At 59.1% G+C, this 14,191-nt stretch carries 13 protein-coding genes, 1 other RNA gene and 1 riboswitch; of the genes, 5 read left to right on the forward strand and 9 right to left on the reverse strand.

Annotated features, from left to right (window positions below):
• The first annotated feature begins 22 nt into the window (after positions 1-22).
• Both K787_RS0105810 and K787_RS0105815 read left to right on the forward strand, forming a co-directional pair.
• On the forward strand, positions 23-652 hold the full coding sequence (locus K787_RS0105810; RefSeq protein WP_022961853.1) for a glutathione S-transferase N-terminal domain-containing protein: 630 nt from the start codon (positions 23-25) through the stop codon (positions 650-652).
• A 37-nt stretch (positions 653-689) separates the two neighbouring features.
• Entirely contained in the window at positions 690-1,109 is a 420-nt protein-coding gene (locus tag K787_RS0105815) for a ClpXP protease specificity-enhancing factor (RefSeq protein ID WP_028614646.1), read from the forward strand.
• 92 nt (positions 1,110-1,201) lie between these two features.
• Here the strand turns inward: K787_RS0105815 and K787_RS0105820 are convergent, their stop codons facing one another.
• From K787_RS0105820 to K787_RS0105835, 4 genes are read right to left on the reverse strand one after another with little or no spacing between them, the layout of a single operon-like run.
• Positions 1,202-1,771, reverse strand: coding sequence for a BON domain-containing protein (locus K787_RS0105820; protein WP_022961855.1), 570 nt, complete (start codon positions 1,769-1,771; stop codon positions 1,202-1,204).
• Positions 1,768-2,361, reverse strand: coding sequence for a phosphoheptose isomerase (locus K787_RS0105825; RefSeq protein ID WP_022961856.1), 594 nt, complete (start codon positions 2,359-2,361; stop codon positions 1,768-1,770). The genes K787_RS0105820 and K787_RS0105825 overlap by 4 nt, the downstream gene beginning before the upstream one ends.
• Positions 2,362-2,376: 15 nt before the next feature.
• Positions 2,377-2,751 carry a YraN family protein gene (locus K787_RS0105830; RefSeq protein WP_022961857.1) on the reverse strand — a complete coding sequence of 125 codons (375 nt, stop codon included), beginning with the start codon at positions 2,749-2,751 and terminating at the stop codon, positions 2,377-2,379.
• Positions 2,748-4,712 (reverse strand): penicillin-binding protein activator, encoded by a 1,965-nt coding sequence (locus K787_RS0105835; protein WP_022961858.1) that lies wholly within the window; start codon positions 4,710-4,712, stop codon positions 2,748-2,750. The genes K787_RS0105830 and K787_RS0105835 overlap by 4 nt, the downstream gene beginning before the upstream one ends.
• Here K787_RS0105835 and rsmI point away from each other — a divergent pair.
• A complete protein-coding gene (rsmI, locus tag K787_RS0105840; RefSeq protein ID WP_022961859.1) occupies positions 4,711-5,547 on the forward strand; it encodes a 16S rRNA (cytidine(1402)-2'-O)-methyltransferase in 837 nt (278 codons plus the stop codon). The genes K787_RS0105835 and rsmI overlap by 2 nt on opposite strands.
• A gap of 299 nt (positions 5,548-5,846) precedes the next feature.
• Here the strand turns inward: rsmI and uca are convergent, their stop codons facing one another.
• The 5 genes from uca to K787_RS0105870 form a co-directional block, all read right to left on the reverse strand.
• Positions 5,847-9,449 (reverse strand): urea carboxylase, encoded by a 3,603-nt coding sequence (gene uca / locus K787_RS0105850; RefSeq protein WP_022961861.1) that lies wholly within the window; start codon positions 9,447-9,449, stop codon positions 5,847-5,849.
• Positions 9,450-9,592: 143 nt separating this feature from the next.
• The gene (locus K787_RS0105855; protein ID WP_022961862.1) at positions 9,593-10,228 is read right to left on the reverse strand and encodes an urea amidolyase associated protein UAAP2; all 636 of its coding nucleotides are present in this window, start codon (positions 10,226-10,228) and stop codon (positions 9,593-9,595) included.
• A gap of 11 nt (positions 10,229-10,239) precedes the next feature.
• Positions 10,240-10,968: an urea amidolyase associated protein UAAP1 gene (locus K787_RS0105860; RefSeq protein WP_022961863.1), complete on the reverse strand. Its 729-nt coding sequence runs from the start codon at positions 10,966-10,968 to the stop codon at positions 10,240-10,242.
• Positions 10,965-11,774: an ABC transporter ATP-binding protein gene (locus K787_RS0105865; protein WP_022961864.1), complete on the reverse strand. Its 810-nt coding sequence runs from the start codon at positions 11,772-11,774 to the stop codon at positions 10,965-10,967. The genes K787_RS0105860 and K787_RS0105865 overlap by 4 nt, the downstream gene beginning before the upstream one ends.
• Before the next feature lies 1 nt (position 11,775).
• A complete protein-coding gene (locus K787_RS0105870) occupies positions 11,776-12,594 on the reverse strand; it encodes an ABC transporter permease (RefSeq protein WP_022961865.1) in 819 nt (272 codons plus the stop codon).
• A gap of 114 nt (positions 12,595-12,708) precedes the next feature.
• Positions 12,709-12,809, reverse strand: a riboswitch (guanidine-I (ykkC/yxkD leader).
• Between the two features lie 262 nt (positions 12,810-13,071).
• Here K787_RS0105870 and rnpB point away from each other — a divergent pair.
• Positions 13,072-13,426, forward strand: an RNA gene (rnpB, locus tag K787_RS24250) — RNase P RNA component class A.
• A 309-nt stretch (positions 13,427-13,735) separates the two neighbouring features.
• Positions 13,736-14,191, forward strand: coding sequence for a division/cell wall cluster transcriptional repressor MraZ (mraZ, locus tag K787_RS0105875; RefSeq protein ID WP_022961866.1), 456 nt, complete (start codon positions 13,736-13,738; stop codon positions 14,189-14,191).

Raw genomic sequence — 14,191 nt, forward strand, 5'->3', positions numbered from 1 at the left:
GCTAATGGATGAGGGTTGATTTATGGGCGTTACCGCCAACAAGCGTTCTTCGATGGCTTTTTTCTCTGATCCACGTGACCACTACTGTCATCGTGTCCGTATCGTTCTGGCGGAGAAAGGCGTTACCGTTGACGTCATCAACGTTGAGCCCGACAACCATCCTGAAGAGCTGGCTGAGAATAACCCTTACAATAGTGTTCCCACCTTGCTGGACCGTGATCTGGTGCTCTACGAGCCCAATATCATGATGGAGTATCTGGATGAGCGTTTCCCGCATCCGCCGTTGCTGCCGGTTTATCCGGTAGCCAGGGCCAATACTCGCCTGCTTATGTTTCGTGTTCAGCGTGACTGGTGCGGTCTGGTGGATGCCATTGCCAATCCCAAGACGCCGACGGCTGCCGTCACCAAGGCGCGCAAAGAGCTGCGTGAAAGTTTGATCGGCGTAGCCCCTGTGTTCGCTGAAATGCCGTATTTCATGAGCGAGGAATTCAGCCTGGTTGATTGCTGTATTGCTCCAATCCTCTGGCGCTTGCCGATTCTCGGTGTTGAGCTGCCCAAGCAGGCCAAACCGTTGCAGGATTACATGGACAGAATTTTCCAGCGTGAAGGTTTTCTCGGTAGCTTGTCTGCGGCCGAGAAGGAAATGCAGTAAGCAATTCACCAAACAATAGGAGGCCCGCATGGCTCAAATGAGCTCAAGCCGACCCTACCTGATTCGCTCACTTTATGAATGGATATTGGATAACCAGTGCACGCCTTATGTGCTGGTCAATGCCCACTATCCGGATACCGTGGTTCCCGAGTCCTTTGTCGAAGCCGGACAGATTGTTCTCAATCTGGCGCCCAGCGCGATACGTCATCTGGAAATGGATAACGAGAAAATCTGTTTTGATGGCCGCTTTGGCGGGGTAGCTCAGCAGGTATGGTTACCTACTCAGGCGGTAATGGCTATTTATGCGCGCGAGAATGGTCAGGGTATGGTCTTCGAGGTAGAGCCTGCGCCGCAGCCGCCGTCTTCAGAGTCACCCTCTGCAAAAGAAGGCGCAGTACCAAGCAAGGGCTCTACTGGCAGTAAGCCAGCCAGGCCTGCGTTGAAAGTGGTTAAATAAGCGCGGCGGATATTGCTCGAATAGCATAATGAAAAAGCCCGACCCGGAGATATCCGGCGCCGGGCTTTTTTCTGCCAAGTGAGGAAGCAGACTCAGTCGATATATTCGAATAACTTCACGATACGTTGTACGCCACCCACCTGCTGAACGGCATTGACGGCCAGATCGGCTTCGCTGCGGCGCACCAGGCCCAGCAGATAGACTACCCCAGCCTCTGTAGTGACTTTGATGCGGCGACCCGGGATGGTGCTGTCACCGAGCATACGTGCCTTTGCACTCGTGGTAATCAAGGCATCATTGTTGCGAGCCAGCAGCGGCAAGTTATCGCCAACGGTCAGCTCGTTGTGTACTACCTTGACGCGCTGCACGTTTTTGGTCACCTGTTCGGCCAGGTCCTTGAGCTCTTGGCGTGGCACCTGTCCGGCAAGCAGCACCACGCCGTTATAGCTAGTGACGGCAACCCGGGATGACTGTTCCAGATCCAAATGGGCCTTAGCGATATTGACCCCTGCGCGGGTTTCTATCAGTTGATCGTCAATGGTGCTGCCGAGGGTTCTGGTGCCTTGATTGCCTTCCATAGGCGTATCGCGTGTCGCGGTGAGCACCGAGCTGCAGCCTGCAAGCAGCAGAGAGACTATTAGCAGGGTTCCGAGGCGTTTCATTCTTCGCTCCCAAAGAGTTGACGATCAATAAGATCACACAGGCAATGGATAGCCAGCAGATGCACTTCCTGAATGCGCGCAGTCGAGCGTGCCGGGACGCGGATTTCAGCATCTTCGGGTAGCAACAGAGAGGCCATGGCGCCGCCGTCTCGCCCGCTCAGGCAGACTACCAGCATGTCGCGATCATGCGCGGCCTGAATGGCCTGGAGTACGTTGCCGGAATTGCCGCTGGTCGAGATTGCCAGCAATACATCGCCAGGCTGGCCCAGGGCGCGAATCTGTTTGGAAAAAATTTCGTCGTAGCTGTAGTCGTTAGCGATTGAGGTAATGGTCGAGCTATCAGTAGTCAGCGCCAGCGCAGGCAAGCTGGGCCGCTCGCGCTCGAAGCGGTTCAGCAGTTCCGATGAAAAATGTTGCGCGTCACCGGCCGAGCCACCGTTGCCGCAGGTCAGAATCTTGCCTTCATTCAACAGGCAATTGACCATCAGTTGGCTGGCCTGTTCGATGCTTGGCCCCAGCACGTCCATGGCGCGGGTTTTGGTTTCAATGCTGTCAGTAAACAGTTGCCTGATTCGGTGTTGCATATCCATAGGGATCGTGACTCGCTAGCAGGTGAATGCTTCTCGGATCCATTGGTAAGAGGCCGGATCCGCTGGGTTGCCTTGCCCGGTAATGACATCGAATCGGCAAGGCTGATTGACCAGATGGGGGTGGGTGAGCAGGTAATGCTGGGCTGCGGCGATAACGCGTTTCTGCTTGCGCCAATCGATCGTTTCCGCAGCGTTGCCCCATCGGGTACTTCGTCTGTAACGTACTTCGACAAATACTACTGTATCTGCATCGCGCATGACCAGATCAAGCTCGCCCTGCTTACAGCGATAGTTTCTTGCCAACAAGCGCATGCCAGCCCGCAATAGCAGTTGCTCGGATTGGCGCTCGGCTTGGTTGCCGAGCACTTGCTTGTCTGTCAGTGACGTCACGGGGCGGGGAGTAGGGCCGGAGATTCTGCCAGCCGGCCCTCCTGGATAACACCCCAGCTCAGCTCCCGTCGAATGCGCCCATCACTGGACAGAGACAATATCCCGGTCGCACCGTTCACCGTGGTTTCAGGATATTGCTGCATCTGTCCAAGTCGGGTGAAGATACGCTGCGCATCGATGCCCATTGCATACAGTCGGCCTAACGCGCCGCCAGCTTGCGGCCAGTTTTGCGTGACCGAGTCGTAGAGGCTGTCCGAGCGGGTCAGCAGCCAGGGCGTTTCGGCTACCAGAATACCGTCCAGGTCATTATTTTGCTCATTGCCCACCTGGTATACGTGGGAGGTAGCGTATACCGGTAAGTCTGCGGCGTACTGGAATGCCAGCGTTGGCATGATCTGTCTGGCCTGTAAGGGGCCAGCGGTGATAAACAAGGCGTCCAGATCCTGACGAGGGGTAGGTTGCACTACTACGCTGCTACCCAGCACACGCTGTAGTTGTCTTCCACGTTGCTCGCTTTGGCGGATACGTAGCATTTCACCGATCTGCCCAGCCATGGCTGCGGGTTCATCAACCACTTCCCGGGCAACCAGTACGCCACCCATCTCCTGCCAGGCCTGTTGGAACGCCTGGTAGGCACGCTCGCCCCACTCGGTTCTGGCAGTCAGTGCTGCCATGCGCCGGTGGCCTTGGGCCCATGCCTGGGTTGCCGCAGAGCGGGCTTCGTCTTCGGGGGCCAGGCCAAATTGGAACAGCGCCTTGCCTTCAGGTGTGGCGCTTTCAGTGTAGTTCAATGCCAATGTGGGCAGTGGTAGTTCGGGCATAGCCGCCAGGCGGCTGACTTGTTCGCGCTCCAGCGGCCCAATCACCCATTCCACGCCATCGGCGATCGCCTGACGGTAAAATGCATCCAGATCAGTGTAGGCGGTAGAGTCATAAAGACTCACTTCGGGTTGGTCGAGCCCTTGGCTGTAAGCCTGGTACTGAGCGGCAAGAAAACCGTCGCGCAGTGCCTGTCCGGCGTTGGCCAGTTGACCCTGGAAGGGCAGCAACAGAGCAATATGCTGTGGTCGGCTGCTGTGCAGTTCGACCAACTGAGACAAGGATCCCGGCAGTTCTAGTGCGGCAGGGTGGCTGGGATTGTCTTCCTGCCACTGCTTCAGGGCGCGAACCTGCAGATCCAGATTGCTCAGTTCCTGATCAATCAGCGCCAGTTCCAGCCAGGCGGCCAGCTCGCCAGTGCTGGTGGCGGCTGCGGCTTGCAAGTTAGCAAGCGGCATCTTGCTTATACCTTGCCAGATCGCCTGCTGGTTGGCAGCTTGCTCTTCGACAGGTAGCAGGCTGTGGATGAAAATACGCTGCTGCGCCGCTTTGAGGTATTCGCCCACCTGATCGTTGGCCTCGGCCTGCAGCTGCTGTATACGCAATTGCTCATCCATGGGCAGGCTGTCGATCTGGCTGATGGACGGGTGGCGCAGGGCGCGCAATGCCATTTTCGGTTCATTGAGCGCCATCGCGCTGATGGCTTGCAGTTGGCTAAAGCGAATTTGCTGGTCGGTCGGCAGATCGCTCTGCGGAATGCGCTCGAGAATGCTCAGTGTTTGTTCGTGTGCCCCCGCGTCGCTAGCCGCTTGGGCCGCATACAGGCGTAACAGGTTGGCTTCGGCTCCGGAGCGCCGGTCGGCGTCTTCAAGCAGTTTTTCCGCGGATGCCTGCGGCGTGCGTGGTAGGTCGCCCAGCTGTTGCGGGGCCGAGGAGCAGCCGGCAATCAATACAGCCAAGGTCAGAGGTAAAAACGGCAGGCGTTTGCTGCGGAACATGCGGCGGTATCCTTGCGCTGGGGACGCTGGCGTGCGTGCCCCGTGAGATTCAAAGCGGTCATTGTAACCAAGGGGGGCGGCAATCGCCATGCACTGCATCACGTCCTGTACAATGGCCGCATCAACCAGCTCAGGAACAGTCATGTCCGGTACCCTTTACGTTGTCGCCACGCCTATTGGCAATTTGCAGGATATGTCGCCCCGAGCGCTGGAGGTGTTGCGTACGGTCGCCCTGATCGCTGCTGAAGATACGCGCCACAGCGCGCGCTTGCTGCAGCATTTCGGCGTTAGTACGTCGACCACGGCCTGCCACGATCACAATGAGCGAGACAAGAGCATTCGGCTGGTTGAACGTATGCTGGCTGGCGAAGACATGGCGCTGATTTCCGATGCCGGTACGCCGTTGATTTCCGATCCAGGCTACCACTTGGTGCGCCAGGCCCGTGAGGCGGGAGTGCGGGTCTGCCCCATCCCCGGCGCCTGTGCGCTGATCGCCGCGCTGAGTGCGGCGGGTTTGCCATCGGATCGTTTTGCCTTTGAAGGTTTTCTGCCGGCCAAGGCGCATGGTCGGCGCCAGCGTTTGCAGGCGCTGGCCGTTGAACCGCGCACCTGGATGCTCTATGAAGCGCCGCATCGGCTGCTCGAATGTCTGGAAGATATGCTCGATATTTTCGGTCCCGAGCGACAGGTGGTGTTGGCGCGGGAGTTGACCAAAACCTTTGAAACGATCAAGGGCGCGCCGATAGCCGAACTGGTTGAGTGGGTCCGAGCGGACTCTGATCAGCAGCGTGGAGAATGCGTGTTGATCGTCGAGGCGATGCCTGAGCCCGAGGTGAGCGAGGGGCTCAATCCGGAAGCCCAGCGCGTGCTGGATATTCTGCTCAGTGAGCTACCGGTCAAGCAAGCCGCTGCGCTGGCGGCGCAGATCACCGGTGAGAAAAAGAACCGGTTGTATCAGGTGGCGCTGGGTAAGGGCTGAGCGCGCTGGCCGAGATGGAACTCGGCCGTCCCGGTGTCGCATTCCTGGGAGTGTCGAGTTCCATCTCGACACAAGGGGGGGTAGGGCTGAGCACGTTGGCCGAGGTGGAACTCGGCCGTCCCGGTGTCGCATTTGCTGGGAGTGTCGAGTTCCATCTCGACACAGGGGTGGTAGAGCTGAGCGCGCTGGCCGAGGCGGAACTCGGCCGTCCCGGTGCCGCATTTCCTGGGAGTGTCGAGTTCCATCTCGACACAGGGGGTGCGGACGAGCGCATTGAGCGAGATTATCCCGGTGATTGGCTATTTCTGCTGTAACACCAACACGCGCTGTCCCGCCCGCACCGCAGAGCCAGGCTGTACGTGGATTGAGCTCACCACGCCGTCACAGGGCGCCACCAAGGGTATTTCCATCTTCATCGATTCCAGGATCACCAGCACGTCGCCGGTTTTGACCTGGGCGCCTTCCGAAACCTGGACCTGCCACAGGTTGCCGGCAATATGGCTTTCGACACCCTGTTGATCGACCAGCAAGGGCGCCTCTTCAGAGATCTCCGCAAGGGTTTCCTCGCTCTCGTAATTGGCCTGGCCATTGGCGATCCAGCGCTCGCGCTCGGCTTTGAATGCTGCCTGCTGTTGCTGACGAAAGGTATGAATACTGTCTGCCTCCTGGTCGAGAAAGGCCTGGTAATCATTTAGCCGCAATTCGGTTTCTTCTATGCGCAGCGGGTAGCGTCCCAGCGGGAAGTCACGGCGGATCACCTGCAATTCGTCGGCGCTGACCGGATAAAAGCGGATCTGATCGAAGAAGCGCAGTAGCCAGGGCATTCCGCCAAAGGCTTCGACCTCGCGGTAGCGATTCCACATTTGCAACGTGCGCCCGACAAACTGATAGCCACCCGGGCCCTCCATGCCATACACGCACATATAGGCGCCACCGATGCCCACCGAGTTTTCTGCGGTCCAGGTACGGGCTGGGTTGTATTTGGTCGTGACCAGGCGGTGTCGTGGGTCTAGCGGTGTTGCCACCGGCGCGCCCAGGTAGACATCGCCCAGGCCCATAACCAGATAGCTCGCGTCAAAGACGGTACGGTGTACTTCGTCGAGGTTCGGCAGGTCATTGATGCGGCGGATGAACTCCAGATTGCTCGGGCACCAGGGCGCATCCTTGCGCACGGTGGTCATGTATTTATCGATGGCCAGTTGGCAGGCCGGGTCGTCCCAGGAGAGCGGCAGGTGCACGATGCGTGACGGAACCTTGAGATCGCGGGCGGCGCAAACCGCCTCCCAGGCATCCTCGACGATGCGCAGCAGGCGATCAATTGGTAGTGTCTCGGGCTGATAATGCACCTGCAAGGAGCGGATGCCGGGGGTTAGATCGTTCACGCCGGGCAATTGCATGGCCTCTAGCGATTGCATCAATGCGTGACCGCGAAAACGCAATACCAGGTCTAGTTCCGGCTGGCCGATTTCCAGCAACAGGTGGGTATCGCCTGATAGCCGTGCGACCAGACGCGTGTCGTCCACGCCAATATCCAGCACTATCGGCGATTCTGGCGCGACCGCTGGGCTGCTAGCAGGGCAGAGAGGCTGCAGTTGCTGGATTGCCTGCTCACGCAATACGGCTAGTTCCCGGGCGGTTTCCAGCTCCACTGGAATAAAGCGTACCCGGTCGCCAGCCTTGAGCTGACCCATCTGCCATAGATCCGCTTCAATGATGCTGACCGGGCAGACGAAGCCGCCCAGACTCGGCCCGTCTGGGCCTAGAATCACCGGCATGTCGCCGGTAAAGTCCACGGCGCCGATGGCATAAGGGTTGTCATGAATATTCGACGGGTGCAGCCCGGCCTCGCCGCCGTCCTCACGCACCCATTCGGGTTTGGGGCCGATCAGTCGCACGCCGGTACGGCTGGAGTTGAAGTGCACCTCCCAGTCGGTGTCGAGAAAGCGTTGCATATAAGCCTGGGTAAAATACTCTGGCGCAGCATGCGGTCCGTAGATTACCCGCAGTTCTCGAACAGCAGGCAGGGTGGTGCGCATATTCTCGTCGAGGCTTTCTCCCGCGCCTTTATCGCTTAGCGCCGGCAGGTGTAGTACGTCGCCAGCGCGTAACGCGCGGCCGGCGTGCCCACCAAACTGGCCGAGGGTGAAAGTGCTTTTGCTGCCCAGATAATCTGGCACCTGCACGCCGCCACGCAGCGCAATATAGCTGCGCGCGCCTGCGCCAGCGATGGTGCCCAGGGCCAACTGGCTGCCGGCTTTGATCAGCAGGCTGGTATGCATGGGCTGCGGTTCGCCATCGATACTCAGCGGAATCTCGGCCCCGGTTACCGCCACCACCGCATCGGTATTGAACTTCAGCGTTGGCCCGCTCATGGTGATTTCCAGACCAGCGGCGGCGGTTGGATTGTTGAGCAGGCGGTTGCCCAACTGCAACGCCAGATTATCCATCGGCCCGGAAGGTGGTACGCCGACGGCCCAGTAGCCTAGGCGGCCAGGCACATCCTGAACGGTGGTTTGTGTGCCGCCGCTGACCACTTCGAAGGTATTGGCCTGGTAGCTCAGGCCCTCCAGGCAGCGGGTCCAGGGTTCGCCACTGGCGAAGGGTGTATCCAGCAGGATTTGGCGGATATAGTCGATATTGGTTTCCACACCGTACAGTTGCGTTGCGCCAAGTGTGGTGTGCAGTGCGGCGCTGGCCGCTGCGCGGGTGGGCTCCCAACAGATAACCTTGGCGATCATCGGATCGAAGTAGGGTGGTATCTCGCAGCCGGCTTCCACCCAGGTATCGATCCGCAGCGCCTGACCATTGGCGTCCGGAAAGTTCACGGCGGTCAGCAGCCCGGGGCAGGGTTGAAAGTCGCGGCCGGGGTCTTCGGCATACACTCGTGCCTGTATCGCGTGGCCCTGGGCTTTCAGGTCTTTGCCCAGCTCGGTCAGCGGCGGCAGATCGCCTGCGGCCAGTTCGATCATCCAGCGCACCAGATCCACGCCCCAGACCTGCTCGGTGACGCCATGCTCGACCTGCAGACGGGTGTTGACCTCAAGAAAGTAGAACTGCGCGGCTTCGCTGTCGTAAACAAACTCGACGGTGCCGGCGCTGCGGTACTGCACGGCGCTGGCCAGTTGGATAGCCGCCTCGCATAGCGCATCGGCCATGCCGTCGGGCAGGTTGGGCGCCGGTGTCTCCTCAATGACTTTCTGGTTGCGGCGCTGCACCGAACAGTCACGCACGCCGAGTGCCAGCACACCGCCCTGGCCGTCGCCGAACACCTGCACCTCCAGATGCCGGGCGCGCTCAATGTATTTCTCGATAAATACGCCGGCGTCGCTGAAGTTGTTCTGCCCCAGCCGTTTGACTGTCTCGAAGGCTTCACTCAGCTCGCTGGCATCACGGCATACCCGCATGCCGATGCCGCCGCCGCCCGCAGTGCTTTTGAGCATGATCGGATAGCCCACCAGGTCGGCCGCCGCCAACGCGATGGCGAGGCTGTCCAACAGTTCAGTACCCTCAAGCATAGGTACGCCGTGCTGTTTGGCCAGCGCCCGGGCGGTATGCTTGAGGCCGAATACGCGCAGTTGTTCCGGGGTAGGGCCGACAAACGCAATACCCGCCGCTTCACAGGCCTCGGCAAAGGCGGCGTTTTCCGAAAGAAAACCGTAACCAGGGTGAATCGCCTTGGCACCGCTTTGCCGGGCAGCCTCGAGAATTTTCTGCACATCCAGATAAGTCCCGGTAGCCGCGCCTTCGCCCAGCGAGATCGCCTCATCGGCCTGCTGGATATGCAGGCTAGCGGCATCGGCCTCGGAATAAACGGCTACGCCGCGAACATCGAGATTTTTCAGCGTGCGCAAGATGCGGCAGGCGATGGCGCCGCGGTTGGCGATTAGCAAGGTATCGAACATGATTGTTCCTCGGCCAGGTCGTCCTGGGTTACATATTCTGTGCTCCCCGGGTCGTCCCGGCGGGAGCTGCGAGCCGCAAGCTGCAAGCGGCTAGCTGTTAGATCGACAAATCGTTATTCACCGCGCGGCTCGCTGGAAGTGGATCAATCCCAGACCAGTATCTCCGCCGGCGTCGGGTTGTAGCCATTGCACGGGTTATTCAGCTGCGGGCAGTTAGAGATCAGGATGATGATGTCCATGTGCGCGACCAACTCGACATATTTGCCCGCGCCGGAGATGCCGTCTTCAAAGGTTAGGCCGCCTTCAGGGGTGACCGGCACGTTCATGAAGAAGTTGATATTGGCGCTGATATCGGCCTTGGTCAGGCGGCCGTCGTGCAGGCTGGCGCGCAGGAAGTTGTCGCGGCAGCTGTGCATATAACGTGTGCTCAACGCGTAGCGCACGGTATTACTTTCTTGTGCGCAGGCGCCGCCGAGGGTGTCATGGCGGCCGCAGGTATCAGCGCTGATGGTCAGCATCGGGTTGCCCATATTGCTGTAGAGCACGCTGCCGGTGGTTAGATAAACGCTGTTTTGGCGGCGCAGGGTGCGTTGTACGTCATAGCGTTCGCGCGGGTTGCGGGCGCTGTAGAACAAGGTGTCGACCGCCTGATTGCCTTCCAGGTCCAGAAGGCGCACGGTCTGGCCGGCCTTGATGTCGAGCATAAAGGGTTCGCCAGCGGCGATGTTGCCGCGCAAGCGCGCGTTGTCTGGCTGTTTGTCGCTGTGGGTCAGTGTCATGTGGGCGGCCCTCAGAGGTGGATGCGATCGGTGTTGTACAGGCCGCGCACGTTTTCCGCGCGGGTGTTGCGGCAGAGCACGGTGATGCCGTCGTCGGCGACCTGATGCCAGCTCAGCTGTACCGGTTTGGGTGCGTACTGCGGATTCGGGTCCATGGGGTGCTGCAACGCGGTCAGCACCACCAGCGTGTCCATCGGTGCGTAGAGCTCGATCAGATCGCCGGCAGTGGAGTTGTCTGGGTGGAACTGGAAACGGCCTTCGGCATCAACGGTGACTTTACTGAACAGGTTCAGCGTCATCAGCAGGTCAGCCAAGTTCATATTCCACTTGCCCATCTCGACCAGCAGATTGTCTACGCCGTTGCGGAAGAAGCCGTTGCGCAGCTCCTGGTAGCGACCTTCCCCATACTGGCTGATGACCTCTTCGGCATTCAGCACACCGCCGAAGCTGTCGCTCCAGCCGCAAGTGTCGGTAACGATGGCCGCCAACACGCGGCCCATGTCCGAGTACAGGCAATGGCCGGCGGTAAGTTTGGCGGTGTGCTGGCACTTGAGGCTGTCCGGCAGGTTCAGGCGTTCACTTTTCTCATGGGCGTTGAACAGCATCATGCTGACGTTGGCGCCGCCTTCAGTATCGGTCAGACGCAGCATTTGGCCGCGCTTGAGCACGAATGAGGTGTGGCCGCCGCCGGGCAGCATTTCTTCAAATAACGTGGTGCGCAGGGGCGCTGGAACAGTCATGCGGAAGCTCCTTGCATATCAGGTGTCGCCAGTTTGCCAGTGATGCGTTCAGGCAAGGCATCCAGCGCGGCGCGTGCTGCCAGGCGATCACTGTTGAGGGGGATGTCGTAGGTAATACGAGCGCCATAGGCGCCGGGGGCCTGTGGGTCGATCCGGGTCTTGTCGAACACCATCAGGCGGGTGCCGAGGGTGAAACCCTCGCTCAGGTCGTGGGTGACCATAAATACGGTCAGGCCGGATTTTTTCCACAGGGACAGCAGCAGTTCATGCATATCCTTGCGGATGCCCGGATCCAGCGCGCCAAAGGGCTCGTCCAGCAACAATATGCGTGGCGTTTTGACCAGCGCCTGGGCGATCGCCAGACGCTGTTGCATACCGCCGGACAGTGCATGCGGGTATTTATCCAGCGCCTGCCCCAGGCCGACCGATTCGAGCATGGCAACACTGCGCTCCCGCGCTTCCCGGCGCTGCGTTCCCAGCAGGCGCCCCAGTAGCGGGGAGCCCTGCAGCTCCAGGCCGAGCATCACATTGCCGAGCACGGTCAGGTGCGGAAATACCGAATAGCGTTGAAACACTACGCCGCGTTCAGGACCGGGTTCTGCAGCCAGCGGTACGCCGTCCAGCAGTATCTGGCCCTTGCTGGGTTTTTCCTGACCCAGTAGCAGACGCAGGAAGGTCGATTTGCCGCAGCCAGACGCGCCGACCATGGTGATGAACTCGCCGCTAGCGACCTCCAGGTTGAGATTTTCCAGCACTACATTGTCGTCGTATTGCTGCCAGACGTTGCGAATGGAAATGGCGCTCATATCAATGCGCTCCCTTGGGTTCGAACCAGGGAAAGAGCGCCCGGCACAGGCCTTTCAGCGCACGATCCATAATAAAGGCCAGCAGTGTGATCCAGGCGACGTAGGGCAGGATCACGTCCATGGCCAGGTAACGGCGGACCAGAAAGATGCGATAGCCCAGGCCGTCGGTGGAGGCGATGGCTTCGGCGGCAATCAGGAACAGCCAGGCAGGCCCGAGCGCCAGACACAGCCCTTGCAGCAGTCTGGGTAACAGTTGCGGTAGCACCACGCGGATTACGACCTGCCAGGTATTGGCGCCCAGGGTCTGGGCCTTGATCAGCAGTTCAGTCGGGATCTCGCTGACCCGTTGCTGCATGTCGCGGATCAGTACCGGGGTAATGCCAATCACAATCAGCATGACCTTGGACAACTCACCCAGCCCCATAACGATAAACAGAATCGGCAGGATCGATAGCGGCGGAATCATCGAGATCACCGTAACCAGCGGCGATAGCGGTGTGCGCAATAGTGGTATCAGCATGGCCAGGCCAAGTACCAGGCTGGTTGCCGCAGCGATCGCCAGGCCCGTGCCCAGTCGCTTCAGACTAGCGCTGGTGTCATCCCACCATAGATAGGCACCGGTACGACGGTCCGGGGTAAAGGCCATCCGGTCTACCGCGTCGGCCATCTGGGTAAAGCTGGGCAGCAGTTTATCGTTCGGGTTTTCTGTCAGGCGTGCCTGCGAGCTTGAGAGATACAGCAGCAGCAACAGGGCGAAGGGCAAGAGCACCAGACCCAGGTGTAGTACCCGTCCTGGCTTGCGGTTCATCAGGCGCGACATGGAAAGCTCCCAGCGAAAGAGGGAATGCGGGGCGACGAGGTGAAGCAAAACGAGAGTGCAGCAGGCATGGCAGTCTCCACGGGTTACAGGTAACGAGATCTCAGCTGTCTGAGGCTCTCCCGGGCTTTTATCCCGCCGTGTAACCCCCTTGCGGAGGTCGACAACTCTCGGACCAGTCATCTGCAGCGCAGATCGGAACCCTAGTTGTCCATTGGTGCCAAGTTGTATCAAGCCCGAGGGCGAGGCTACGTTGTTGGGGTCAGACAGACCCGGATCTCGTATGCACCGTTACCCAATGCAGAGGTTGTGCCAACACCTCAACCAGGCTGCTTAACGGGCTCTGCACCGCAACGGGGCACAGGCAGTACCCGCAGGTTGAAGCTATTTTGCGCCATGTTGGTGCTTTGAATGCTCTGTAATGGTGCGCTCGGAGACTGGGCTTGCCGCGGAAGACGAACCCAGCTAATCTTGCGCTCAAGAGTTGGCTGGACAGTCGCCGTATCGCTTCGCGGTAGGGAGGAAAGTCCGGGCTCCATAGGGCAGAGTGCCAGGTAATCCCTGGGGGGCGTGAGCCTACGGAAAGTGCAGCAGAGAGTAGACCGCCGATGGCCCCGCAAGGGGATCAGGTAAGGGTGAAAGGGTGCGGTAAGAGCGCACCGCGCGACTGGTAACAGTTCGTGGCATGGTAAACCCCACTCGGAGCAAGACCAAATAGGAACCCTTGGGTGTGGCCCGCACTGGGTTCGGGTAGGTTGCTAGAGGCAGTCAGTGATGGCTGTCGTAGAGGAATGACTGTTCACGACAGAACCCGGCTTACAGGCCAACTCTTATTTTTACCTCTCGTCTTCAAAACCCCTTCTGTTAGATCAAAAAAATCTTAATCGTGATAATTCACTTTAACTATGGGCGGCATCCGTCTGTAGGTTATGAAGTTGATCCCCTCTAGTTAAGGTTATTTCTCCCTAATACCCCCGTATTTGCCACTAAACCCCTGCCACATAACACTTTTTCCGTGAACTCCTTACTTGACGGTGGCTGCGTGGGGTTCCTATAGTGTGCCAAAGTGGTATGAAGTGGGTAAAAGTGGGTTGTTTTGGTAAAAGACGCCCGGCCAGCATCGTCATCAGGGGAAGCGCACATCGTGTTTCGAGGAGCCAACGCCATCAATCTGGACGCCAAAGGGCGACTGGCGATGCCTGCGCGTTATCGCGACCGGCTCCTGGGCGCTTGTGGTGGTCAATTGGTGGCGACTATTGCCTTGGAAGACCGCTGTCTGTGGATTTACCCCCAGGCTGAATGGGACGAAATCGAAGAAACCCTCGGCAACCTGCCCAACATCAATCCTCAGGTTAAGCGTATGCAGCGTCTGCTGATTGGTAATGCCAACGATATCGAGCTGGACAGCAATGGTCGCTTCGTTGTTCCACCGCTGCTGCGCGAGTACGCAGGGCTGGACAAGAAGGTCATGCTGGTTGGCCAAGTGAACAAATTCGAGCTCTGGAGTGAAGATGCCTGGGAGGCTACCACCAGTGCCTACCTCAACGAAGTGCAGGACGTTGGCAGCATGCCGGCCGAGCTGCATACCTTGAGGCTCTGA

It is taken from the genome of Halopseudomonas pelagia CL-AP6, from assembly GCF_000410875.1.
Classification (GTDB): Bacteria; Pseudomonadota; Gammaproteobacteria; order Pseudomonadales; family Pseudomonadaceae; genus Halopseudomonas; species Halopseudomonas pelagia.